Origin of the sequence: Agrobacterium sp. SUL3, assembly GCF_001263295.1 — a bacterium.
Taxonomy (GTDB): Bacteria; Pseudomonadota; Alphaproteobacteria; order Rhizobiales; family Rhizobiaceae; genus Agrobacterium; species Agrobacterium tomkonis.
Window position 1 is genome coordinate 308,214 of sequence record NZ_KQ414501.1, and the last position, 23,269, is coordinate 331,482.

General features: G+C 58.6%; 20 protein-coding genes. 12 read left to right on the forward strand and 8 right to left on the reverse strand.

Going from position 1 to position 23,269, the window contains the following annotated elements:
- Positions 1 to 24: 24 nt before the first annotated feature.
- Positions 25 to 1,950, reverse strand: a complete 1,926-nt coding sequence (locus tag AKG12_RS10795) for an autotransporter assembly complex protein TamA (protein WP_052818763.1) — start codon at positions 1,948 to 1,950, stop codon at positions 25 to 27.
- A 175-nt stretch (positions 1,951 to 2,125) separates the two neighbouring features.
- A complete protein-coding gene (locus tag AKG12_RS10800; protein WP_003492347.1) occupies positions 2,126 to 2,377 on the reverse strand; it encodes a YMGG-like glycine zipper-containing protein in 252 nt (83 codons plus the stop codon).
- A gap of 371 nt (positions 2,378 to 2,748) precedes the next feature.
- Between AKG12_RS10800 and hemA the strand changes: the two genes are divergently transcribed.
- Positions 2,749 to 3,966 (forward strand): 5-aminolevulinate synthase, encoded by a 1,218-nt coding sequence (gene hemA, locus AKG12_RS10805; RefSeq protein WP_052818764.1) that lies wholly within the window; start codon positions 2,749 to 2,751, stop codon positions 3,964 to 3,966.
- 35 nt (positions 3,967 to 4,001) lie between these two features.
- On the opposite strand, the gene AKG12_RS10810 is transcribed toward hemA, so the two are convergent.
- Positions 4,002 to 5,195 (reverse strand): 1-deoxy-D-xylulose-5-phosphate reductoisomerase, encoded by a 1,194-nt coding sequence (locus AKG12_RS10810; protein WP_052818765.1) that lies wholly within the window; start codon positions 5,193 to 5,195, stop codon positions 4,002 to 4,004.
- Between the two features lie 186 nt (positions 5,196 to 5,381).
- Between AKG12_RS10810 and AKG12_RS10815 the strand changes: the two genes are divergently transcribed.
- Positions 5,382 to 6,083 (forward strand): phosphatase PAP2 family protein, encoded by a 702-nt coding sequence (locus AKG12_RS10815; RefSeq protein WP_046799520.1) that lies wholly within the window; start codon positions 5,382 to 5,384, stop codon positions 6,081 to 6,083.
- Between the two features lie 33 nt (positions 6,084 to 6,116).
- The gene (locus tag AKG12_RS10820) at positions 6,117 to 7,370 is read left to right on the forward strand and encodes an FAD-dependent oxidoreductase (protein ID WP_052818766.1); all 1,254 of its coding nucleotides are present in this window, start codon (positions 6,117 to 6,119) and stop codon (positions 7,368 to 7,370) included.
- Positions 7,371 to 7,376: 6 nt separating this feature from the next.
- Here AKG12_RS10820 and AKG12_RS10825 read toward each other — a convergent pair whose 3' ends face one another.
- Genes AKG12_RS10825 through AKG12_RS10840 form a run of 4 tightly spaced genes read right to left on the reverse strand, consistent with a single transcriptional unit; the run spans position 7,377 to position 11,274 of the window.
- Entirely contained in the window at positions 7,377 to 8,303 is a 927-nt protein-coding gene (locus tag AKG12_RS10825; RefSeq protein WP_052818767.1) for an ROK family protein, read from the reverse strand.
- Positions 8,304 to 8,306: 3 nt separating this feature from the next.
- Positions 8,307 to 9,473, reverse strand: coding sequence for an N-acetylglucosamine-6-phosphate deacetylase (gene nagA / locus AKG12_RS10830; protein ID WP_052818768.1), 1,167 nt, complete (start codon positions 9,471 to 9,473; stop codon positions 8,307 to 8,309).
- Positions 9,470 to 10,492 carry an SIS domain-containing protein gene (locus AKG12_RS10835; protein ID WP_052818769.1) on the reverse strand — a complete coding sequence of 341 codons (1,023 nt, stop codon included), beginning with the start codon at positions 10,490 to 10,492 and terminating at the stop codon, positions 9,470 to 9,472. The genes nagA and AKG12_RS10835 overlap by 4 nt, the downstream gene beginning before the upstream one ends.
- A gap of 26 nt (positions 10,493 to 10,518) precedes the next feature.
- On the reverse strand, positions 10,519 to 11,274 hold the full coding sequence (locus tag AKG12_RS10840) for a GntR family transcriptional regulator (protein WP_046799515.1): 756 nt from the start codon (positions 11,272 to 11,274) through the stop codon (positions 10,519 to 10,521).
- Between the two features lie 439 nt (positions 11,275 to 11,713).
- Here AKG12_RS10840 and AKG12_RS10845 point away from each other — a divergent pair, with 439 nt between their 5' ends.
- From AKG12_RS10845 to AKG12_RS10865, 5 genes are all read left to right on the forward strand, one after another.
- A complete protein-coding gene (locus AKG12_RS10845) occupies positions 11,714 to 12,895 on the forward strand; it encodes a Gfo/Idh/MocA family protein (protein ID WP_052818770.1) in 1,182 nt (393 codons plus the stop codon).
- 12 nt (positions 12,896 to 12,907) lie between these two features.
- Entirely contained in the window at positions 12,908 to 13,792 is an 885-nt protein-coding gene (locus tag AKG12_RS10850) for a carbohydrate ABC transporter permease (RefSeq protein WP_052818771.1), read from the forward strand.
- Complete coding sequence (locus tag AKG12_RS10855; protein WP_052818772.1) at positions 13,789 to 14,646, forward strand: carbohydrate ABC transporter permease; 858 nt, start codon at positions 13,789 to 13,791, stop codon at positions 14,644 to 14,646. Before AKG12_RS10850 ends, AKG12_RS10855 begins: the two co-directional genes overlap by 4 nt.
- A 38-nt stretch (positions 14,647 to 14,684) precedes the next feature.
- Positions 14,685 to 15,917, forward strand: coding sequence for an ABC transporter substrate-binding protein (locus tag AKG12_RS10860; protein ID WP_046799511.1), 1,233 nt, complete (start codon positions 14,685 to 14,687; stop codon positions 15,915 to 15,917).
- Positions 15,918 to 16,105: 188 nt separating this feature from the next.
- Positions 16,106 to 17,218 carry an ABC transporter ATP-binding protein gene (locus tag AKG12_RS10865; protein ID WP_052818773.1) on the forward strand — a complete coding sequence of 371 codons (1,113 nt, stop codon included), beginning with the start codon at positions 16,106 to 16,108 and terminating at the stop codon, positions 17,216 to 17,218.
- A gap of 152 nt (positions 17,219 to 17,370) precedes the next feature.
- On the opposite strand, the gene AKG12_RS10870 is transcribed toward AKG12_RS10865, so the two are convergent.
- Positions 17,371 to 17,856, reverse strand: a complete 486-nt coding sequence (locus AKG12_RS10870) for a hypothetical protein (protein WP_052818774.1) — start codon at positions 17,854 to 17,856, stop codon at positions 17,371 to 17,373.
- A 243-nt stretch (positions 17,857 to 18,099) separates the two neighbouring features.
- Here AKG12_RS10870 and AKG12_RS10875 point away from each other — a divergent pair, with 243 nt between their 5' ends.
- The 4 genes from AKG12_RS10875 to AKG12_RS10890 all read left to right on the forward strand — a co-directional run bounded on the left by AKG12_RS10875 (position 18,100) and on the right by AKG12_RS10890 (position 23,241).
- Positions 18,100 to 18,963 carry a MurR/RpiR family transcriptional regulator gene (locus tag AKG12_RS10875; protein ID WP_046799507.1) on the forward strand — a complete coding sequence of 288 codons (864 nt, stop codon included), beginning with the start codon at positions 18,100 to 18,102 and terminating at the stop codon, positions 18,961 to 18,963.
- Between the two features lie 84 nt (positions 18,964 to 19,047).
- On the forward strand, positions 19,048 to 19,830 hold the full coding sequence (locus AKG12_RS10880; RefSeq protein ID WP_052818775.1) for an SDR family oxidoreductase: 783 nt from the start codon (positions 19,048 to 19,050) through the stop codon (positions 19,828 to 19,830).
- A gap of 44 nt (positions 19,831 to 19,874) precedes the next feature.
- Positions 19,875 to 21,794 carry a beta-N-acetylhexosaminidase gene (locus AKG12_RS10885; protein ID WP_052818844.1) on the forward strand — a complete coding sequence of 640 codons (1,920 nt, stop codon included), beginning with the start codon at positions 19,875 to 19,877 and terminating at the stop codon, positions 21,792 to 21,794.
- 13 nt (positions 21,795 to 21,807) lie between these two features.
- Complete coding sequence (locus tag AKG12_RS10890; protein WP_052818776.1) at positions 21,808 to 23,241, forward strand: M81 family metallopeptidase; 1,434 nt, start codon at positions 21,808 to 21,810, stop codon at positions 23,239 to 23,241.
- Positions 23,242 to 23,269 lie beyond the last annotated feature (28 nt).

Below are 23,269 nucleotides of genomic sequence, written 5' to 3' on the forward strand. Positions count from 1 at the left end.
TTTAAGGGTGTTCGATGGCGGCGTTTAAAAAGACTGGCCGATGCCAGCATAAATGCCGAAACTGTTACCACCATCATATTTATCAAGCGGCATGGCGACGTCGAGACGCAGAGGCCCGAAGGGCGTCGCGTAACGCAGGCCGATGCCGGCGCCCGCCCGGATATCGGAAAAATCGGGTGTCACTTCATCCGAAACCACACCCGCATCGATGAAGGGCACGATGCCGATCGTATCGGTGACCTTGATGCGGGCCTCAACGGAGCCGACCACATAGGAGCGGCCGCCGGTCGCGTCGCCGGCGGCATTATAGGGCGATATTTCCTGATAGCTGTAGCCGCGTACCGATCCACCGCCGCCGGCATAAAAGCGCCTGGTGGTGGGTATGTCCTGCAGATCGCTGCCGCCGACCAGCACACCGCCGGAAAGCTTTCCGGCCATGATCAGCCGGTCCTCGGCACCAAGCCCCTTGTAGCCCGAAATAGAGCCTTCGAAAGAGGAAAAGAAGGTGCCGTTCAGCGCTTCATAGCTCGGCTTGGCGGCCAGCGATGCGCGAAAGCCTTCGGTCGGATTGAGCTTGTCGTCGCGTGTGTCGCGAACGAATTCCAGCGGAATGGAGGTGGTGAGATATTCGTTCTTGCCGAATGCGTCTTCCGTATCGGCCCATTGCACCTCAAGGCCGGCTGCGGCGGTATCGGTATCGTTCAGCTCGTAGGCGAAACCGGCCGTGCCCGTCACGGTCTTGGCGTCGTATGTATCGGGATGTTCGGTCTTGGCAATCAGGCTGGTCTTGAACGTGGTGCGCGGATTGAACATGCCGGGCTTGGTGAAGGTGATGCCCGCCGAATAATCCATGCCTTCGACGCTTGATGCCTCGGCGATGCGCGAGACCGATCCTTCGATACGCAGCGATTCCGCCTGCCCGAACAGGTTTCTGTGGCCCCAATAACCCTGAAGGCCGATGCCTTCCGTGGTGGAATATTGGGCGCCGACACCGAAATAACGGTGCTTGCCTTCAGACACTTCGATGGTGAGCGGAATGGTGCCGTCGCGCGCCAGCGTGCCGGCTTCCTTGATCGTCAGGCTGGAAAAGACGCCCAGCTGGCGCAGCCGGTCCGCGGCCTTGCGCAGCTTTTCCGGCGAATAGGGTTCGCCGCCATTGAGGCGCGAATAACGGCGGATGAAATCGCCATCGACGGTTTTTTCGCCTGTTACGGTAACCGTGCCCAGTGGGGCAACCGGCCCGCCTTCCGCTGCCATGGTAATGTCAACCGTATTTGTCGCGTGGTTTGCCACCGCCTCGCGTTTCGTCAGCTTGGCAAGCGGACGGCCTTCGGCCTTCAGATCGTCGATCAGCTTGTTGCCGGCGCGGATGATTGCCAGAGACCCGGCCTCGCCGCCGGTGGTCAGGCCGTATTCCTCTAGGTCGCGGCCCGTCACATCGCCTTCAAGCCGAACGCTGCCCAGCGTGAATTTCGGACCCGGCGTCACCGTTATGACCACCGGTACAGGCGCGCTGTGATCAAAGACGGGATTGGGCGGCAGGGCATCCACATCCTTGCCGGCGACGGTGACCTTGACGATGCCGCCGTAACGGGCGTTTTCGTAAAGTGCTGCAATCAGTCTGTCCCTGTCGTCTCTTGCCTTTATCAGAAGGCCGAGATCGCCGGAGGCGGGCTTGTCCTTGTCGGCGAGAAGAAGTGAGCTGTTTTGGAGGCTGCCTTTAAGGGACTTATCGGCATCGGGAGCGTCAAGCGTGATGGCGTATTTGACGGGATTGATAACCTCGACCTCAGGTTCTTCCGAACCCCAAAGGCGCATACCGAACAGTTTGAAGGCAAAGGCGTCACGGGTAAACGCCGGATACAGGGCGAACGTGAAAGCAACCGCAAGTGCGGTGCCAGCTTTCCGATACGCAATACCTGTCTTCGGGTTAGTTCGTGTTCTTCGCATAAGCTGCTTTATGGTTGAGCATTTATTTTGGCTCCAACCCGTTTCCTGTCCGTTAACATTGCAATTTAATCATAAATAAACGGCGTTGAGGACCCTTTGGCTTGCGTTTTGCCCGCCTTAACGCAAAAAGCCCCGGGTGACCGGGGCTTCTGTGCAACGGTATTCCGCGGTGCGATTAACGGCAACGCGCCGTGTAACGCTGACCGTACTGGTCGCGATAATAGCAATAACCCGGCTCGGAAGCATTGCCGATCAAGGCACCGCCCACGCCGCCGATGGCCGCACCCACTGCCGCGCCACGAACATTGCCCGTGATAGCGCCGCCAAGGACCGCACCGGAAACGGCACCGATCGAAGCACCCTTTTCGGTCTGCGTGCAGCTTGCAAGCGACAGGCCGACCAGCGCAAATATGATTGCCTTTTTCATGAAACTCTCTCCAACGTTACAATGAGCTCTTCGGCTCGGTAGGCGTCCCATATTTATCTGCGGCGACTGCTACCTCCGACCGCCACAGATAACTAACAATTCGATGCCGTTAAGGGAAGCCTCATGTTTCGGGGATTCCTCCGCGCGTAAATCGATTGCGTGCCAGACAACGGAGCTACGCGAAAAAGGTTCCAAAATTCGTGGTTTTTTGATGTGAATCAATTTTGTACTTTTCATCGGCGGCTATAAACGGTTTATTGGAATGGTTCAAAACAACGGCGAATTGACGCAGACGCGGTTAAAGTGGCCCGAAAGGGTTGACGGTCCCGGTGTCGGAGCGGAAAACGGTCTGGTCAATTCTGGAGCATGGCATGGACTTCGAGGCATTTTTCACGACGGAACTGCAAAGCCTGCATTCTGAGGGACGTTATCGCGTTTTTGCGGATATCGAACGCCAGCAGGGCAATTTTCCCCGCGCGACACGGTATAACGCCAATGGCGAGCGCAAGGACGTAACGGTCTGGTGCTCCAACGACTATCTCGGCATGGGCCAGAACCCGAAAGTCATCGAAGCCATGAAAGCGGCGATCGATCACTGTGGCGCGGGTGCGGGAGGCACCCGGAATATTTCTGGTACCAACCATTATCATGTGCTTCTTGAACAGGAACTTGCCGATCTGCACGGCAAGGAATCGGCGCTGATCTTCACCTCGGGTTATGTGTCCAACTGGGCCACCCTCGGCACACTCGGTCAGAAGATTCCGGGCCTCATCATTTTCTCCGATGCGCTCAACCATGCATCGATGATCGAAGGTATCCGTTACGGTCGTTGCGAACGGGTGATCTGGAAGCACAACGATCTCGAAGATCTCGAGGCAAAGCTCAAGGCCGCTGATCCAAATGCGCCGAAACTCATCGCCTTTGAATCGGTCTATTCGATGGATGGCGATATCGCGCCTATCAAGGAAATCTGTGATCTGGCCGACCGTTATGGCGCCATGACCTATCTCGACGAGGTTCACGCCGTTGGCATGTATGGCCCGCGCGGTGGCGGCATTGCCGAGCGCGAAGGCCTGATGGATCGCCTGACGATCATCGAAGGAACGCTTGGCAAGGCCTTCGGCGTGATGGGTGGTTATATTACCGGCTCCACTGCGGTCTGCGACTTCATCCGCTCTTTCGCCTCCGGTTTCATCTTCACGACGGCCCTGCCGCCGTCGCTCGCTGCCGGCGCCATTGCCTCGATCCAGCATCTGAAGGCCAGCCCCTTCGAGCGCGCCCGCCATCAGGACCGGGTTCGCAAGCTGCGCGGCCTTCTGGACGCGCGCGGCATTCCGCATATGGACAATCCGAGCCACATCGTACCGGTCATGGTCGGCGATGCCGCCAAGTGCAAGTGGATTTCGGATATCCTGCTCGACAATCACGGCGTCTATGTGCAGCCGATCAATTATCCGACCGTGCCGCGCAAGACCGAGCGCCTGCGCATCACCCCGACACCGCTGCATAGCGATGCCGATATTGAGCAGCTGGTTGGTGCGCTGCATCAGCTCTGGTCGCATTGCGCGTTGGCGCGGGCGGTGGCGTGAAGCCGTAGCTCAAATAAAAACAGACAGGGCCGCGTTTACGCGGCCTTTTCTTTGGTGGAGATCAACTCGCGGGCGTGGCGGCGGGCTTCTTCGTCCGCCGCAAACACATCTTCAATCGTGGAGGCGGAGCGGCCGTCATGCATGCGGTCCATGACCGTTTCGACGATTTCGGCCATGTCGAGGAAGCCGATGCTGCCCGCGACGAAGGCGTGAAAGGCGGTCTCTTCGGCTGCGTTCAAGGCCGCGCCCTGCAAACCACCACGCTCCAGCGCCATACGGGCGAGCCGCAACGCGGGGAAGCGGGCTTCATCCGGTGCCTCGAAATCGAGCCGCGCCAGTTTTGCGAAATCCAGTCGTTCCACGCTGAGATTACCGCGCTCAGGATAGGTAAGGGCATAGGAGATGGCGGTGCGCATGTCTGGCGAACCGAGCTGGGCGATATAGGAGCCGTCGCTGTAACCGACCATCGAATGTATGATCGACTGTGGGTGGACGATCACCTCCACCTGATCGGGCCGGAGATCGAAGAGATATTTTGCCTCGATCATTTCCAGCCCCTTGTTGAACATGGAGGCGCTGCCGATGGATACCTTCAGCCCCATCGACCAGTTGGGATGGGCGCGGGCGATATCGGCTGTGACATTGGCCATCTCGTCGCGCGACCAGGTGCGGAACGGACCGCCGGAGGCCGTCAGCACGATACGCTCCACCGCCTGTTTGTGGTCGCCCGTCAGGCACTGGAAGATCGCGCTGTGTTCGCTGTCGACCGGGATCAGCCTGCCGCCGCCCTGTTTGACCGTGCGCAGAAAAACATCACCGGCTGAAACGAGGCATTCCTTGTTGGCAAGGGCGATATCGGCGCCGCGCCGGGCGGCTGTCAGCGTCGGGGCAAGGCCGGGCGTCCCGGCAATCGCCGCCATCACCCAGCCGGCATCCATCGACGCCGCTTCTTCAAGGCCTGATTTGCCAGCCGCAACTTTTATGCCGGTGCCGGCAAGGGCGGATTTCAATGCTTCATATTTGTCATCTTCGGCCGTTACCACCATCTGTGCGCCGAATTGACGCGCCTGCTCTGCCAGAAGTGCGATGTTTCCCGCGCCGGTCAGCGCCATGATCTGGAATTGGTCGCGGCCGCCGAGCTGACGCACGACATCCAGCGTGTTGGTGCCGATCGAACCGGTCGAACCCAATATCGTCAGTTTGCGTGGCATTTCACTGGCATTCGTCATCTTCGGTCCGTTGGTATTGTGCGGTTCGCACCTTTTAAAGCATGCCATTCTTGCGAAACCGCTGCACAGTTTCGGTGACATGCACTAGCCTCTACTCGCGAAAATCAGCCATAACAAGGATAAAGCCCGGCTATTGTTTTTGCGGATGGCAAAGCCATATGCAAGAAAAACGATGAGAGGACTTAGATGCGACGTTTCCTGGTTTCCAGCGGATGGATTTTTGCAGCAAGCCTTGTGCTGGTGCTGGTCTTTATTCCTCTCGATCCACGTCTTTCCGAAAGCGCGCAGGCCCTGCCCGGAACGATCGTCTCCTTCAATCGCGCCATCACCGATTTCGGAACCTTCAGCTGGATGCTTTATTCCACGGGCGCCCTTGCCATTCTTGCCTATGTCGGCGCACGGGTTTTGCAGGCGCAGACCTATGCCGGTCGCTTGAGAACCGCATGGCGGCTTCTCGCCTATTTTTTCCTGACGATCGGAACGGCGAGCATTCTCGTCCACACGCTGAAATTCCTGATCGGGCGGGCGCGGCCGGAGCTTTTCCTGGAAATGGGGGCCTATAGCCTCACGCCGTTTACCGGGGATAATCTCTATGAAAGCTTTCCCTCCGGTCATTCGACCGCTGCCGGTGCGTTTTTCGGCGTTTTCGCCATGCTGATGCCGCGCTTCCGCTGGGCGTTTCTCTTGCTCGCCCTTGTCATCGGCGTTTCGCGTGTCATCGTTGGCGCGCATTATCCAAGTGATGTCGCCGTGGGGCTGCTGCTCGGTATGTGGACGGCGATGGCCTTCGCTTTTATCTTTGCTCGGTCCGAAATGCTGTTTCGGTTCGATGCCTATGGTTGGCCGCAGCCGAAAAATGCAAATCTTCCGGTGGCGGATCCACGATAGGGACGTTTAACGGGGCGGAAACGGAGAGATGTGATGGAAGAAGCGAAGGTCGTGCCGGAAAATGACGGTAAGGCGGTTCAGTACATCCATACCTCCGTTGCCATTGCCGGCGGTGGGCCGGCGGGTGTGATGCTTGGCCTGCTGCTTGCGCGCAGCGGTATCGATGTAACGGTGGTCGAGAAACACGGGGATTTCCTGCGCGATTTTCGCGGCGACACCATCCACCCCTCCACACTTGAACTGATGGAGCAGCTGGGTTTCATCGAGGAGTTCCTGAGCCTGCCGCATACGCGCGCGCCACGGCTGAACGCGGTTATCGGCGGCGAGCGTATCACGATTGCGGATTTTTCCCGGCTGCCGGTCCGCCATCGTTTCATCGCCTTCATGCCGCAATGGGATTTTCTCAATTTCATCGTCGGCAAGGCCGGGCAATATGAGAACTTCCGGCTGCTTATGAATGCGCCGGTCACCGGCCTGATCGAGCGCGCCGGGCGTGTCGGCGGTCTCATCGTCAATACACCTGATGGTGTGATCGAGATTGCCGCTGATCTGGTGGTGGGTGCGGATGGCCGCACTTCCATAGTCCGGGAGGCGGCGGGGCTCGAAATCCAGCGGTTCGGTATTCCGACCGAGGTGCTGTGGATGCGCCTTTCGAAGCAGCCGGGTGATTCGACCGAAACCATGGGTCATGTCGGCTCGCGACAGGGTTTCGTGATGATCAACCGGGGCGATTACTGGCAATGCGGTTATGTGGTGCGCAAAGGCTTTTTCGCGGACATAAAGCTGCAGGGACTTGAAGCGTTCAGGGACAGGGTGGCGGAAATTTGCCCTTTCCCGCGCGAGAGGCTTGACGAGCTTAAGAGCTGGGATGACGTGCATCTCCTGACCGTTCGCATCGACCGGCTGAAGCGTTGGTGGAAACCCGGTCTGATCTGCATTGGGGACGCGGCCCATGCCATGTCGCCGGTTGGCGGTGTCGGCGTCAATCTGGCCGTTCAGGATGCCGTTGCCGCTGCCAACGTGCTCGTGCCGGTATTTTTGTCCGGCCGGCCCGTTGGTGACGATGATCTCGCCGCAATCGAAAAACGGCGATCCTTCCCAACCAAGGCCACGCAATTTCTGCAGCGGATGATGCGTATCGGTCGCAAGAAGGGGCAGGCGGAGGAGTCGGAAAAGCCGAAAGGTCCGCCGGCCCTCGTGCTGGCGCTCATGCGATTTCCGCTTCTTGCCCATTTGACCGGGCGGCTGGTCGGGCTGGGCTTCCGCCGGGAAAAGATCGAGACATAAGACCGCTCAGGCAGGGACGGCGATTTCCTTCTCATATTTCAGTCCGATGACGGCGGAACCGATCAGCCCCGGCTCGATCCGGCAAATGGCAGGCACGACCAGCGGGCGATTGAAACGCCGGAGAACGCGGCCCCTGACCGTTTCGTCCAGAGCGATCAGAAGCTCTCGTGAATTCGAAAGCCCACCGCCGACAGGCACGATGGTTGCGCCGGTGACGTTGATCACCATCGCCAATGGTGAGGCGAGAATATCAATGAGAACATCGATGGTTCTCGCGGCCTGCGCATCGCCCGCCTGCCAGGCGGAGATGATGTCCTCGCTGGTCATCTCCTGCCGGTGAAGATGCAAATGCAGTTTTTCCATGCCGCGGGCGCTGCCGATCGCATCGACGCAACCGGTGAGGCCACAGCCGCACTCAAAACGCGGTAGCGCTACCGGCGGGTTGCCCGCCAATGTGGCAGCCACCGGCCCATGGCCCCATTCACCGGCGAAACCGCCATCGCTGTTGATGAGCCTGCCATCGATGACCAGCCCGCCGCCGACACCCGTTCCGAGGATGACGCCGAAGACGACACGATGGCCCTGTCCGGAACCGATTTCCGATTCGGCGATCACGAAACAATCGGCATCGTTTGAAACGATGACAGGAAGGTTGAGCGCTTTTTCCAACTCGTCCTTCAGCACCCTGCCATGGATACTCTGAATATTGGCAACGGTGGCCTTGCCGGTTTCGGGATCGATGACGCCGGCAATCGACAGTGACACGCAGGCGGGCGAACCGCCGCTCTCGTCGATGACGGACTTCAGGCCGGCTGCGAAATCCTCGAAACTGGTTTTCGGTGTCGGTATGCGCGGCACGGGGCGAATATCATCGGGGGCATAAGCAATGGCCCCCTTGATGGTCGTTCCGCCAATATCGAAACAAACGATCATTGTTCAGGCTCCGGAGCGCGCTGCATCGTGGATTTTTTCTCCGCCGATCCATGTGGAGTGCATTTGAAGGTCAGGTGTCAGCACGACGAAATCCGCATCGGAACCGGTCTGGAGTTTTCCCTTAGCCGTCGCACCGATGGCTTCTGCCGGATAAGCGGAGGCCATTCTCAAGGCTTCCTCCAGCGGCAGGTCCATCTTCTCATGCATGAAACGGATGCAGGAGAGCATGTCGATATCCGCCCCCGCCAGCGTGCCATCGGCGAGTGTAAGGCGTCCGCCATTGCGGTAGACGCGCCGGCCGTTCAGTTCGAAGCCGTCATCATCCGTGCCGATGGTGGACATGGCATCGGTGACGAGGAAGATGCGGGCGGGGCCATTCTTGGCGCGCAGCGCGATGCCGATTGCGGCCGGATCGACATGGAAACCATCGGCGATCAGCCCGCAATCCAGTTTTCCGTTCGAGAGTGCGGCTCCCACCAGACCGGGTTCGCGATGGCCAAGCGGGCTCATGGCGTTGAAGAGATGAGTTACCATGGAAGCGCCGGCATCAGCATAGGCCGTCGCCACATCGAGACCTGTGTCGGTGTGGCCGAGGCTGACGACGATGCCGGCTTTTCGGAGCGCTGCAACCTGCTCCTTGGTCACGTTTTCCGGGGCAATTGTAGTCAGCACGAAGGAAAGTTCGGCCTTGCAACGGGTCAGAACCTCAAGATCGGCTGCTTCCATCTTTCGGATAAGCGCCGGATCATGGGTGCCCTTGCGTGCGACCGAAAGATGTGGCCCCTCGAAATGCAGACCGAGGAAACCCGGCACATTTGCCGCACTGGCGGCGATGCCCGCCTGTGCCGCTTTGGAAGTCACATCCGGCTGGTCGGTGATGAGCGTGACCATCAGCGCCGTGGTTCCGAATTTTGCGTGGGCGGAGCAGATGCGCGCGATGCCGGCCACATCCGGCTGGTTGTTGAACATGACCCCGCCGCCGCCATTGACCTGAAGGTCTATGAAGCCCGGCGCGATGAGCAACCCGTTCGCATCAATCACTTCGGCTTCGGCAGGCACGTTGTGTGAGATGGCGGTAACATGTCCGTCGCTGGTCAGCAGTACCTTGCCATCATGCCAGGCGGCGCCATCGAAAATACGGGCGCCGACAAATGCCTTTATGCCGCTCATTGGGTTTCCGTTACCTTCTTCAATGCCGCCGGCGCATCCGGGTTGAAGCCGCGTGCGCGCGACAATTGCTCGATGAAGCCGTAAAACGGCGCGATGAGCAACAGGGCATCGGTCAGCGGATGGTTGGTCTCGACGAAGGGCAGGGGCTTGGCCGGGCTGCCTTTTGAAGATGTGACGAAAACATTTGCGCCCTTATGGGCAAGATTTGCGGCGATATCCGTCACCGAAGTCTCGGCGCGGTCGCGTGCGGCAAAGGCGATGACCGGGAATTTCGGTGCGACCAGCGAAACGGGGCCATGCATGACTTCCGCCGAGGAGTAGGCTTCCGCGTGCAGTTCGCAGGTTTCCTTGCATTTCAGCGCGGCTTCTGCGGCAATGGCAAGGGCAGGGCCTCGGCCCAGCATATAAAGCGATTCTTCGCCCTTCACCGCCTCGGCAATCTGGCTCCAGTCAAGCGCAACGGCTCTTGCGAAATTCTGCGGCAGGTCGCTGACGGCTTTGGCGAGCAGGCTGTCTTCCGTCCATTCAGCAAGGATCGCGAGGCCGGCAACGATGGAGTTGACGAAGGATTTGGTGGCGGCGACCGCTTTTTCCGGTCCCGCCTGAATGTCGATGGCCTGATTGGCCGCATTGCCAAGCGGAGAGGGCAGGGTGTTGACGAGAGAGAAGGTGAGCGCGCCGCCCTTGCGGGCACTTTCCGCCAGCGCAACGATATCAGGGCTTTTGCCCGATTGCGACACGGCGAAGGCCGCCGCCCGTTCCAGCCGCAGTTTCGTCTGGTAGATCGAGGCGAGCGAGGGCCCGAGCGACGCGACCGGCAGTCCGGTCTGCAATTCGATCGCATATTTCAGGAAATGCGCGGCGTGATCTGAGGATCCGCGCGCAATCGTGACGATAACGGCTGGATCGCGGGCCTTCAGCTGGCTGCCGGCTTCCTGAAAATCATTTTTCGCATTGTCCAGCAGACGGGCGACGGCATCGGGAATCTCGTTGATTTCCTGGCGCATCAGGGTTGTCATCGTTTCGTGTCCTTGGTCGGTGTGTTTCACTCTGAGGTCATCGTCAATTCGGCGACGAGGTCATAGGCGTCGCTGCGGTAAAGGGCGCGTGATATTTCCATGAGCCGTCCGCTTTCCAGATAGGCCATACGCTGAACGGACAGCGCTGCCGAGCCCGGCGGAACGCCCAGCAGCAGCGTTTCCTCATCCGTCAGATTGCGGGCGGAAATGCGCTGAATGGCACGGACGGGGCGAATGCCGTTTTTCTCAAGCTCCAGATAAAGCGAGTTCTCGACCAGCTGCGGGTCGGGCAGAAGATCACCGGGCAGGCTCGTCACTTCGAGCGCAATCGGCTGGTCATTGGCAAGGCGTAGGCGGGTAAGCCGCGCCACCATGGCGGATTGGGAAAGGCCGAGCGCCATCATCTCGTCGCCGGTCGGATAGAACAAACCCCTGTCCAGCCAGCGCGTGCTTGCGGCCATGCCGCGGCGGCGCATATCTTCCGTAAACGAGGTAAGCTTGGTCAGTGGCTGCTGCATGCGGGTGATGGGTTTGACGACAAAGGTGCCGGAACCGTGCCTGCGGACCAGAAGACCGTCGCGCACCAGATCATCCACCGCCTTGCGCACCGTCACGCGGCTGACGCAGGCGCTTTCGGCAATGTCACGCTCGGGCGGCAGGGCGTCACCATGCTTCAGCCGACCGCCATTGATGGCGTCTTCAATCGTCTGACGCAGTTTCAGATAGAGCGGGCCGCCGCCTCCCGATTGCAGGTCATCCAGATTAAGCACTGCCCCGTTCATCCATAACCTCTGTCACAATTAATGTGGCTAATTCTGGCTATACCATACGCGCCATAATCAGCAATACCAAAATAAAACCATTAACGAATTTGTACGATTAATAGGGGATTTATTCGGTAGTTTGCCGAATAATAAGGCTTTATGCTTGAAATTCGTCCATTAACCAAAAAAATTTTCCGGTTGCAGATATTGCTCTAGACGATTGGCATTTTTTTGGTATTGTTTTCGCAGCGGTGGTCGACGGCGCTCTGTTGCGCACTCGTATCGCTGGGAAAAATCGGTTTCCGGTCCTGAGTTGGACGTGCGAAATCGAATTTAACTTGACCGTCTTGAAAATTAATTTCATCGTGGCAGGAAATTATCGCAGATAACTGAATGGCCAACGTAGAAATGGTCGCTTCTGCGAAAATGAATTACGAATGAACAGGGAACAAAGTTCATGAAGGTGGGAATTATCGGACTCGGATTCCGTCTCGGTTATCTGGGCTACGTTTTTCATGAAATCGACAAGGATTTCGAGATCGTCGGTTATGTCGATCCCGCTCCGGCTGGCCTGCCGGGTCTGCAGGAAAAGGGCATTTCGGTCGGCAAGGCGTATGACAGCCCCGAGGCGCTGATCGCCAACGAAAAATTCGATCTTCTGATGATCGGCTCGCCGAACCATATGCACCTGGAGCATATCCGCCTCGGGCTCGAAGCCGGTTGCACCATCTTCAGTGAAAAGCCGATCGTCGTCAGCATCGAGGAAAGCCTTGAGCTTGCCCGACTGCTCAACAAGCACGGTCATGAGCGGCTGCTGGTGGGTCTTGTGCTGCGTTATTCGCCGCTTTACCGCGATCTGCGCGCCGCTCAGGCCGAAGGCAAGCTCGGCGATGTTGTTTCCATCGAGGCCTCGGAACATATTCCGCCTTATCACGGCGCGTTCTTCATGCGCGACTGGCGGCGTTACGAGCATTATTCCGGCTCCTTCATGCTGGAAAAATGCTGCCACGATCTCGATCTTTATAATGGCGTCGTCGGTGCGCGGCCGCGGTTCGTATCGAGCTTCGGTGGTCGCAAGAGCTTCACGCTTGCCAATGCCCCGCAAAATGACGGCATTAACGACATGGAAGTCTATCACCGCAAGCCAAGCGGCTGGATGGGTTCCGAAAAGGTTTTCGACAGTGACGGCGACATCATCGATTACCAGACGGCGATCGTTGAATATGAAAATGGCGCGTCGCTTGCTTTCCATACCAATCTCAACGTTCCCGATGATTTCCGCCGCTTCTGCGTGATCGGCGCCAAGGGCATGGCGGAGGGCGACTTCGTGCGCGGCTTCCTCAACGTGCATAATGCCCGGACAAACGAAAAGACCGTGGCCAAGACCTATTCGGCGGCCACCACGCTCTCGCAGCATTATGGTGCCGACGAGCAGATGGCAGAGGATGTGATCGCCCATATCGTCAAGGGTGAGCCCTTGCCGGTTTCCGCACTCGATGCGATCGAGGCCGGCATTCTGGCGCTTGCCATGGATGAGGCGCGCCACGGCCGCAAGGTGGTGGACCTCAAGCCGGTCTGGGATGAATATGACTTGGCGCTCCATGGGCAGCCAAAATCCTCCGCCGTGAAATCGGCTTAAGGGGGCGCTGCGATGGATGCGAAACGCAGCGCGGTCATCTTTGCCTGGCTTCTTCTTCTGCCGGCACTTTTATACATCACAGTTATCGTTGCTTATCCGCTCGTCGATACCTTCATCCTGTCGTTTACCGATGCGTCGCTCAGAAAAACGACGAATTGGGTGGGTTTCATCAATTACGAGAAGATCTTCAACGCGACTTTTGCCGATGTCATCACACGGACCTTTGTCTGGACGTTCTTTTCCGTCTCGATAAAGATGATCATTGGCACATTTGGTGCGGTTCTTCTGAATTCGGCCGTGCCTGGCCGGGCGCTGTTCCGTATCCTGACGATGCCGCCATGGATTGTGCCGATGGCTATCGGCATCTTCATGTGGGGCTGGATGTATAACGGCCAGTTCGGCATGATTTCCGGCGTGCTGCAGAATCTCGGTCTGGTAAACGGCCCGGTCGCGTTCCTTGCCTATGGCAACACGGCCTTCTGGGCGACGATCATCACCGATGTGTGGATCGGCGTGCCGATGGTGACGCTTTATCTGCTGGCTGCCATTCAGGCCATCCCGCAGGACCTCTATGAGGCGGCGTGGACGGACGGCGCCAGCCGCGCTTACCGCTTCCGCCGCATCACGCTGCCGCTGATGTTGCCTGCCATGATCACCATGTCGATGATCTCGCTGATTTCGACCTTCAACTCGTTCGACATCATCTGGATCCTGACGCAGGGTGGCCCGACCGGCCAAACGACGACCATGATCATCGACACATACAAGACGGCGATCGGCTCTTACAAATACGGTGAAGGTGCGGCCCGCGCCGTGCTGATCTGCATCTTCCTGTCGATCTTCACCTATTTCTACTTCCGCATCACCAGCCGTATCTCGCAGGAGGCCAGCCGATGACCGACAAAAATGCGATGATCAACCGCTACAGGTGGTATGAAATGGTCGGGATTTATTGCGGCATCGCCGTATTCCTGACCTTCGTGCTGGCGCCTTTCGTGGAAGGCTTTCTGGTTTCGCTGAAACCGCTCAGCCTGCTTTTCTCCTCGCCTTACAAGTTCTGGCCGCAAAACGGCTCCTTCGAGGCCTATCGGACCATGTGGGTCAGCGTTCCGGGCTTTGCCCGTTACGTTTTCAATTCCTTCTTCATCTCGACGATCTCAACCATCATCGTCCTCCTGCTGGTGGTGCCGGCATCCTATGCCTTTGCCCGGTTCCAGTTTCGTGGGCGTGGACAGCTGCTGGGTGCGTTTCTGGCGATCAACATGTTCTCCGGCGCGGTGCTTTTGATCCCGCTTTACCGGCTGATGCGCAATATGGGTGTGCTGAACACCTATCTGGCGATGATCATTCCCGGCGCCGCTTTCCTGATCCCCACCGCCATCTGGCTGCTGCGTACCTATATGCTGCGCATTCCGCGGGAGCTGGAAGAGGCGGCCTATGTGGATGGCGCGAGCTATTTCTATACATTCCGCCGGGTGATCCTGCCGCTGGCGATGCCTGGCATCGCCGTCGTCTCCATCACCACCTTCATCGGCGCTTATGCCCAGCAGTTCATCTTCGCGCTCACCTTCAATTCCAAGACCGAATATATGCCGCTGCCCATCGGCCTGTTTGCCTATTTCGGTCGTCAGGAAGTCATCTGGAATGAGTTGATGGCGGCCAGCTTCGTCGGCATCGCGCCGGCCATGGTCGTGATCTTCTTCATGCAACGATATCTCGTCAGCGGGCTTACCGCCGGCGCGGTGAAATAAACAACAACCGGAACGACCACCAAAACGGGAGACTAATTATGGCACTGAAACATTACGGATTGGCGCTTTGCGCATTCGCATTTGCCGGTTCCACTGCCCTTACCACGGTGACGGCACATGCCGCCGACAAGGAGATCAGCTGGATCTATTGCGGCGACAAGATGGACCCCATCCATGAAAAATACATCAAGGAATGGGAAGGCAAGAATGCCGGCTTCAAGGTTGTTCCGGAAGTCGTTGGCTGGGCGCAGTGCCAGGACAAGGCAACGACGCTTGCTGCCGCCGGCACCCCGGTCGCCATGGCCTATGTCGGTTCGCGCACGCTGAAGCAGTTCGCGCAGAACGATCTCATCGTTCCGGTGCCGATGACGGAAGACGAAAAGAAGACCTATTATCCCAACATCGTCGACACTGTAACCTTCGAGGACACACAGTGGGGTGTACCGGTCGCCTTCTCGACCAAGGCGCTCTATTGGAACAAGGACCTGTTCAAGCAGGCGGGTCTCGACCCCGAAGTGCCGCCGAAGACCTGGGCTGAAGAAATCGCCTTCGCCAAGCAGATCAAGGAAAAGACCGGCATTGCCGGTTATGGCCTGCCCGCCAAGACCTTCGACAACACCATGCACCAGTTCATGCATTGGGTTTACACCAATAACGGCAAGGTCATCGACGGCGACAAGATCACCGTCGACAGCCCGCAGGTCGTTGCAGCCCTCACGGCTTACAAGGACATCACGCCTTATTCCGTCGAAGGTCCGACGGCCTATGAGCAGAACGAAATCCGCGCCATCTTCCTTGATGGCAAGGTCGGCATGATCCAGGCCGGTTCGGGTGCTGCAACCCGCCTGCAGGAAACCAAGATCAACTGGGGCATTGCCACGCTGCCACTCGGCCCCGAAGCCAAGGGTCCCGGCACGCTGCTCATCACCGACAGCCTTGCGATCTTCAAGGGAACCGGCGTCGAAGAAAAGGCGACAGAATTCGCCAAATTCATCACCTCGCCCGGCCCGCAGGGCGAATACGAATTGCAGGGCGGCGCTGGCCTCACCCCGCTGCGTCCGTCGCCGAAGGTCGATGAATTCATCGCCAAGGATCCCTTCTGGAAGCCGCTGATCGACGGTATCGCCTATGGTGGTCCCGAGCCGCTCTTCACCGACTACAAGGGTTTCCAGGACACGATGATCGAGATGGTGCAGTCTGTCGTCACCGGCAAGGCGACGCCGGAGGATGCCGCGAAGAAGGCCTCCACCGCTCTCGAGCAGTATAAATAATCCACAATGCGACGGTTGCGGGCGCAGGTCGCCCGCAACCTCATGAATTCGCCGCGAGAATGCCTGCCGCTGTGACGGAAGGGGCTTCTCGTGTTTTTCAACGGTTCCGGTAAGGCGCGGTTTTCCCCCGTGTTGCGGAACGTCTCTGAACGCAGCCTGATGTCGGCTGGTGACGGGAGAGGCAAGTTTTGGGTCAGCTTTATCTCAACAACGTCCGCAAGAACTATGGACATTTCGAAGTCATCAAGGGCGTTCAGCTCGACATCAGGGATGGCGAGTTCGTCGTTTTTGTCGGCCCTTCGGGATGCGGCAAATCCACATTGCTGCGCATGATCGCCGGCCTTGAGGATATTACCGCCGGTGACGTCGTCATTAACGGCGTGAAGGTCAATGAATTGCCGCCGGTCAAACGCGGCATCGCCATGGTCTTCCAGTCCTATGCGCTCTATCCGCATATGACGGTTTTCGAAAACATCGCTTTTCCGCTCCGCGTCGAAAAGATGGAAGAGAGCAAGATCAAGGAAAAGGTCGAAGGGGTTGCCAAGATCCTGCAACTCGACCAGCGTCTGCAGCAGCGCCCCGGCATGTTGTCCGGCGGCCAGCGCCAGCGCGTGGCGATCGGCCGCGCCATCGTTCGCGAGCCGAAGATATTCCTGTTCGATGAGCCGCTTTCCAACCTCGATGCGGCACTTCGCGCCGATATGCGCATCGAGCTTACCAATCTTCACCGGACGCTGCAGGCGACGATGATCTATGTCACCCACGATCAAGTCGAGGCCATGACCATGGCCGACCGCATCGTGGTGCTGAATGCCGGCGAAATCGCCCAGGTCGGCGCGCCCCTCGAGCTCTATCACAAGCCCGCCAACCTGTTCGTCGCCGGTTTCATCGGAAATCCGAAAATGAATTTCCTGAAGGTCATTTGCAAATCCGTCGGCGCCGAAGGCGTGACTGTGGAATATGAGGGCCAGACGGTAACGGTGCCGGTGGAGCCTCGCGCCGGCCTTGAAGGCAGGCACCTGACGCTTGGCATTCGCCCGGAACACACCGGTCTTGAAACGGCTGACCTCAATGTGAAGGTGTCGCCCAGCGTCATCGAGCGGCTGGGGGTGAACACTATCGCTTATGGCGTAGCCCCGACGGGCGAGAACTATTGCGCGCTGCTTTCCGGTTCCGCGCCTGTCGTCGTTGATGAACCGATCATCACCGGCATCAAAGCATCGGATTGCCACCTGTTCGATGAAAGTGGCATTGCGCTGGAACGGCGCGTTGACCTTTCAGTCCTCAAGCTTATCCAATAACGGGCAGGAACCGGGCCATGAAATCTGTTTTCCCGTGCCCGGCTGTTTCTGACGCGATGCATTTCCGGCGGTCTTCCGTCGTCGCCGCCAGACGAAAAAACAACGCCGGGCTTTCGGCCCGGCGTTCGCAACGTTCCCGCATGCCTGCTCTATCATGGCATGGGATTGGGCATGTAACCGGTGAAACCGCTGATCTTCCAGCGTCCTTCGTGCAGCCGGCAATAATAGAGCGTCTGCCATTTCATGACGTCGAAGCCACCATCGGCTTTGCGAAGCCCGCCGTCGAATTTCTTGCGAACCAGCGCAGTTTCGCCTTCCACTTCGATTTTTTCCAGCGTGGTGGTGGCAAAGATGGCGCCCCTTGGGTCTTCGGCAAATTGCTGGGTTTGAAAATCCTTGGCCTGTTTCAGCCACTCGTCGCGATAGGCGGCGAGCGACGGGAAGGACAGGCGCCAATTGTCCGGGTTAGCCTCACGATTGGCGTTAATGCCGAGAAAGCCGTCCTCGACGAAATCGTCTGCGACCTGCGACCAGTCGGCGGCGAGGAACGCATCGATGTCCCGCGTCACCAGCATCTCCCAGATCGAATGGCGGGCGGTGTCTGTTTCGGCAAAGGGGTTCTTGAATGGATCGCGCATGGTTATGGTCCGTTGTTGAAATTATTTTCAGGATTTGGAGATTTCTCTGGCGAAGATTGTTGGCATATGCTCATCTCGCAATCAACAGAGAAAATGATTTTCAAATCAAGGATGTGCGGCGTGTCGTCATCGGGACGAAAGATGATCGATTCAGGGGTATGTACGGTTGACGGGCGTCTCGGATTAGGATGCATCGGTAACGGGGCCAAGCCTTAAGTTTTGGCGGAACGGAGACCGGTGAACATGGATATTTTCGCAAGAATACAGGAAGACAGGGGGCAGTTCTCGCAATCGGAACGGCGGATCGCCGATATTCTGGTTTCGGACTTCGAATTTGCCGTCAATGCCTCGATCATCGAGCTTGCGGCCCGCGCCGAGGTTTCTCCGCCGACGGTGACGCGTTTCTGCCGTCGTGTGGGTTGTCTGAGCTTTTCAGATTTCAAGGTCAGCCTCGCCAAGACCGCTTATGTGGGCATTCGTTATCTCACCTCGGAACCATCAAGCACGGGCCCGTCGGATGTTGCCGAGGAGGTGCTCGCCAAGGCGCAGGAGGCGCTTTTCCTGCTGCACAAGACGCTTGACCCCGCCCTTGCCGAAAAGGCGGCGATCAAGATTGCCAATGGCGGCATGATCTACGCCTTCGGTGCCGGCGGCAATTCCTCGATGATCGCCTCGGAAATCCAGAACCGGCTGTTCCGCCTTGGCCTGCGTGTCTCCACCAGTGCCGATCACAGCATGCAACTGATGATGACGGCCGCCGCGCGCAAGGAAGACGTGATTATCGGTTCGTCCTTTTCCGGTCGCAATATGGAACTGGTGAAGTGTTTCAGGCTGGCGCGGGAAATGGGGGTGACCACCATCGCGCTGACCCAGAGTGACACGCCGCTGGCCGTGGCTGCCGATATCGTCGTGGCCGTCAATGTGCCCGAGGGAAACAACATCTTCCGCCCGACCTCGTCGCGTTACGCCTATCTGGCAGCCGTCGATATTCTGGCGACACTTGCCGCTTATCACCATCGGCAAAGGTCGATGGTGACGTTGCGTCACATCAAGCAGCAGCTCGTGGAACATCGCGATTCGGATGACAAGCAATTGCTCGGTGACTGAGCAAGGACAATGAAAAAACAGGGGCTGCATTGCCTGATATCCCGCACCGTGGCGGGTTGGAAAGCTTCAAGGGAGTGGTAGGAGATGAAGGACAGGAAAGACCAGCTCGCCGTCGTTACCGGCGCGGCAGGTGACATTGGTCGGGCGATTGCGGCGGCGCTTTCTGAAAGCCACGCGAAGGTGGTGTTGGTCGATATCGATGGCGGCGCCCTGTCCAATGCGCTTTCGCAGCTTTCCGGTCCCGGCTTCGTTACGAAAACCTGTGATGTCACCGATCCGCAGGACCTTGCGCGGCTGGCCGCTGAGGTTGCGGAACTGGGCGACGTTGCGACCCTCGTCAACAATGCGGGTGCCGCAAGGGCCGTGAGCCTGCACGACACGACCGCTGACATATGGCGCAAGGACAATGCCCTCAATCTCGAAGCGCCGTTTCTCTGCTTCAGGGCTTTTGAGGATGCGCTGAAGCGGACAGAGGGGTCGGTGGTCAACATTACCTCCGTCAACGGCATGGCCGTATTCGGCCATCCGGCCTATAGCGCGGCAAAGGCCGGATTGATCCATCTGACGAAGCTGATCGCTGTCGAATACGGCAAATTCGGTATTCGCGCTAACGCCGTTGCGCCCGGAACCGTGCGCACACAGGCATGGGAAGCACGGGCGGCCAGCAATCCGCAGGTCTTCGAGGAGGCGAAGCACTGGTATCCGCTGCAGCGGATCGTGCGGCCCGAAGATGTGGCCAGCGCGGTAGCCTTTCTGGCCGGTCCACAGGCGCAGGCCATCAGCGGCGTGTGCCTGCCGGTCGATTGCGGGCTGACGGCGGGGCAGGCGCCGCTGGCCCGGACTTTTTCGCAATCCGAACACTACTGATCGAAGCCCTTTCACGGGCTCAAAACGCAATGAAGGGGAGCATCATGGCGCTCGCAAATTACCGTCTCGAAAATTCATGGCACCCGCTCGCAGAGTCCGCATCCGGCGGCTTTACGTTCACGCTCGTCAATCTTTCCCGCGAACCGCTGAAGGATTTTCGCATCGTCTACACCTCGCTGACGCGGACGGTGGACAAGCCGGCTTGCGGCAATGCCGTTTATCTGCGCCGCAATGCCAATTTCCATGAGTTTGCGCCGCCAGCCGGTTTCGTGCTTGAAGCGGGGAAATCCTGGCGCTTCACCGTCGACGGTCTCCTGAGGCCTGCCCGGCATCGCACCGATGGGGCGAAATCCGCCTATGTCAGCCTTGCTGATGGGACACATCATGCAGTTGATGTCGGCGATCTGATGCTGGATGGGCGGCACAGCGAGCCGGCGCCCGTGCTGCTTCCGGAAGGCGAGCTCGAACTGCCTTTCGCCATCCAGCCGTGGCCTGCTGAAATCAATGCCGAACCGGGTGAGGGCTTTCCTGTCGCGCTTTTCCCGACGGAAGACGCTAGTACGGAAGAAGTTTTTGCGGTGGAAACCGTGCTGTCGCTGTTCCGTAGGCTTTTTGCCGTTGGCCATGTGCCGTTCAGCCTTGCGCCGACTCATGAGGGTAAACCGCTCCATTTCAAGCAGCATAGCGGGCTGGAAGCCGAGGGTTATCGTCTCACCTTTTCCGGAGAAGCGGTGGTTGTGGAATATTCGGCCGCTGCCGGTCTGCAATATGGCCTGACCGTTCTGGCGCAATTGCTGCATGGCGCGCGTATTGATCCCAAATTCCGCTTCCCGGCGTCGGGCAGCATCAGCGATGCGCCACGTTACAGCTGGCGCGGCTGCCATCTGGATGTTTCGCGGCAATTTTATCCGACCGGCGATGTCGTGCGGCTTATCGATATTCTCGCATGGCTGCGCATGAACCGTTTCCATTGGCATCTGACGGATGACGAAGCGTGGCGTCTCGAAATCAAGGCCTATCCGCTACTGACCACCGTTGGCGCGACACGTGGTCCGGATGCGCCGCTTCTGCCGCAGCTCGGCAACGGGGCTGAACCGGTTTCGGGCTATTACACCCAGGACGACGTGCGCAGGGTCGTCGCCCATGCGGCGGCATTGAATATCGAAATTGTGCCAGAGGTCGATATTCCCGGCCATAGCACCGCGGCTCTCACCGCCTATCCGGATCTGACGGACGGGCAGGAAGCGCCGGACAGCTATCGTTCAGTGCAGGGATATCCGAACAATGCGCTCAACCCCGCCATCGAACCGACCTATGAGTTCCTCGGCAAGATATTCGACGAGATGGTGGAGCTGTTCCCGTCGCGGCTGATCCATATCGGCGGCGATGAGGTTGCGGATGGTTCATGGTTGGCCTCGCCGCTTGCCAAGGCACTGATGGAAAAGGAGGGGCTCGACGGCACCTTCGGCATCCAGTCCTATTTCATGAAGCGCATTCAGGCGATGCTGCATGAGCGCGGTCGCCAGCTTGCCGGTTGGGACGAGGTTTCGCACGGCGGCGGTGTCGATCCGGCGGGAACATTGCTGATGGCGTGGCAGAAGCCGGAAGTGGGTCTTGAGCTTGCAAAACAGGGTTATGACGTGGTGATGACGCCGGGTCAGGCCTATTATCTCGACATGGTGCAGGACGAGGCCTGGCAGGAGCCGGGTGCGAGCTGGGCCGGCACCGTTCCGCCTTCGCATACCTATGCCTATGAGGCAGTCGGTGAATTTCCAGAGGAATTGAAGGAGCGGATGAAAGGTGTTCAGGCCTGCATCTGGTCCGAACATTTCCTCAACCGCGCCTATTTCAACCATCTGGTTTTCCCGCGGCTACCGGCCATTGCCGAGGCGGCATGGACACCGAAGGCGCAGAAGGACTGGCTGCGGTTCTCCGCCATCGTTCCCTTGAGCCCGGTTTATTAAGGGGGAAGGTGCCATGCGTATTGCCGTTGGTGGAATCCATACCGAATGCAGCACCTATTCGCCGGTGCTGATGGGCGAACAGGATTTTCGCGTCTTTCGCGGCGCGGAGCTTCTGGAGGCGGAATACTTCAATTTTCTCGGTGAAGGCGGGGCGGACGTGCTGCCGCTTTTGCACGCTCGTGCCGTGCCGGGTGGCCCGGTGTCGCGTGCGGCTTATGATGCGTTCAAGGCGGAGTTTCTTGACCGTCTCAAGGCTTGCCTGCCACTCGACGGGCTTTATCTCGCTATGCATGGCGCAATGAATGTCGAAGGCATGGATGATGCAGAGGGGGACTGGATTTCCAGCGCCCGCGCTGTCGTTGGGCCGGATGTGATCATTTCCGCGAGCTACGACCTGCATGGCAATGTCAGCCAGACCATCATCGATCAGTTGGATATATTCGCCGGCTACCGAACTGCGCCACATATCGACGTGCGCGAGACGATGGTGCGGGCCTGGACGATGTTGCTCAAAGCCCTGAAAACGGGTGAAAAGCCCGGCGTGGCTTGGGCGAAAATTCCCGTTCTCCTGCCCGGTGAAAAGACGTCCACCGAAGATGAACCGGCCAAAAGCCTTTATGCGGTTCTGCCGGGTTATGACGCACGGCCCGGTATATGGGATGCGAATTTTATGATCGGTTACGTCTGGGCCGATGAGCCACGGGCGACGGCCTGCGCGGTGGTGACGGGATCGGATCGAGAGGCTGCACAGGCCGTTGCGGCCGAAATCGCGCAATCTTACTGGGATGCCCGGCAGAATTTTCGTTTCGGTCCTGTGACGGAACCGCTTGAAGCCATTCTGGATATTGCGGAAAAGACGGCTACCGGGCCGATCATTCTCGCTGACTCAGGCGACAATCCAACGGGTGGCGGGGTGGGCGATCGTGCCGATGTTCTGGCGGCGCTGATTGCGCACAACTGGCAGGGTGCTCTCTTAGGCGGCATAACCGACCGACCGGCGGTTGAAGCCTGCTTTGCGGCTGGCGAGGGGGCAAGCCTTTCCCTAACGATTGGCGGCAGCCTCGACCCGCAGAGCCCGTCGGTCACCGTCGAAGCCAAGGTCCTGAAATTGGACGGTTCCGGCGCTGCGGATCAGCGACAGGCGGTGGTGGGCATCGGTGGTATCACCGTCATTCTGGCGGCGCGGCGCAGGCCCTATCACATGATTTCGGATTTCACCCGTCTCGGTTTCGATCCGAAGGCGGTGAAGCTGCTGGTCGTCAAGTCAGGTTATCTTTCGCCGGAACTTGCGCCGATCGCCAATCCCAACCTGATGGCGCTGACGGAAGGCGTTATCAATCAGGATATCGAAAACCTTCCCAACCGCCGCCGGGATGGGGATTTTTACCCATGGAAGCCGCATTTCGATTATATGCCCAAACCCATTCTTTCGGCCCGCTGGCGATGACAGCGGTCCGGTAGCTTTTATCCAGCGA

What these genes read in the sequence shown, in the direction of transcription:
- AKG12_RS10890 (WP_052818776.1), top strand. Translation starts at nt 21,808, where the DNA reads ATGCGTATTGCCGTTGGTGGAATCCATACCGAATGCAGCACCTATTCG.
- AKG12_RS10875 (WP_046799507.1), top strand. Translation starts at nt 18,100, where the DNA reads ATGGATATTTTCGCAAGAATACAGGAAGACAGGGGGCAGTTCTCGCAA.
- AKG12_RS10840 (WP_046799515.1), bottom strand. Translation starts at nt 11,274, where the DNA reads ATGAACGGGGCAGTGCTTAATCTGGATGACCTGCAATCGGGAGGCGGC.
- AKG12_RS10810 (WP_052818765.1), bottom strand. Translation starts at nt 5,195, where the DNA reads ATGACGAATGCCAGTGAAATGCCACGCAAACTGACGATATTGGGTTCG.
- nagA (WP_052818768.1), bottom strand. Translation starts at nt 9,473, where the DNA reads ATGAGCGGCATAAAGGCATTTGTCGGCGCCCGTATTTTCGATGGCGCC.
- AKG12_RS10855 (WP_052818772.1), top strand. Translation starts at nt 13,789, where the DNA reads ATGACCGACAAAAATGCGATGATCAACCGCTACAGGTGGTATGAAATG.
- AKG12_RS10880 (WP_052818775.1), top strand. Translation starts at nt 19,048, where the DNA reads ATGAAGGACAGGAAAGACCAGCTCGCCGTCGTTACCGGCGCGGCAGGT.
- hemA (WP_052818764.1), top strand. Translation starts at nt 2,749, where the DNA reads ATGGACTTCGAGGCATTTTTCACGACGGAACTGCAAAGCCTGCATTCT.
- AKG12_RS10795 (WP_052818763.1), bottom strand. Translation starts at nt 1,950, where the DNA reads ATGCGAAGAACACGAACTAACCCGAAGACAGGTATTGCGTATCGGAAA.
- AKG12_RS10885 (WP_052818844.1), top strand. Translation starts at nt 19,875, where the DNA reads ATGGCGCTCGCAAATTACCGTCTCGAAAATTCATGGCACCCGCTCGCA.
- AKG12_RS10870 (WP_052818774.1), bottom strand. Translation starts at nt 17,856, where the DNA reads ATGCGCGATCCATTCAAGAACCCCTTTGCCGAAACAGACACCGCCCGC.
- AKG12_RS10825 (WP_052818767.1), bottom strand. Translation starts at nt 8,303, where the DNA reads ATGATCGTTTGTTTCGATATTGGCGGAACGACCATCAAGGGGGCCATT.
- AKG12_RS10860 (WP_046799511.1), top strand. Translation starts at nt 14,685, where the DNA reads ATGGCACTGAAACATTACGGATTGGCGCTTTGCGCATTCGCATTTGCC.
- AKG12_RS10845 (WP_052818770.1), top strand. Translation starts at nt 11,714, where the DNA reads ATGAAGGTGGGAATTATCGGACTCGGATTCCGTCTCGGTTATCTGGGC.
- AKG12_RS10820 (WP_052818766.1), top strand. Translation starts at nt 6,117, where the DNA reads ATGGAAGAAGCGAAGGTCGTGCCGGAAAATGACGGTAAGGCGGTTCAG.
- AKG12_RS10800 (WP_003492347.1), bottom strand. Translation starts at nt 2,377, where the DNA reads ATGAAAAAGGCAATCATATTTGCGCTGGTCGGCCTGTCGCTTGCAAGC.
- AKG12_RS10815 (WP_046799520.1), top strand. Translation starts at nt 5,382, where the DNA reads ATGCGACGTTTCCTGGTTTCCAGCGGATGGATTTTTGCAGCAAGCCTT.
- AKG12_RS10850 (WP_052818771.1), top strand. Translation starts at nt 12,908, where the DNA reads ATGGATGCGAAACGCAGCGCGGTCATCTTTGCCTGGCTTCTTCTTCTG.
- AKG12_RS10835 (WP_052818769.1), bottom strand. Translation starts at nt 10,492, where the DNA reads ATGACAACCCTGATGCGCCAGGAAATCAACGAGATTCCCGATGCCGTC.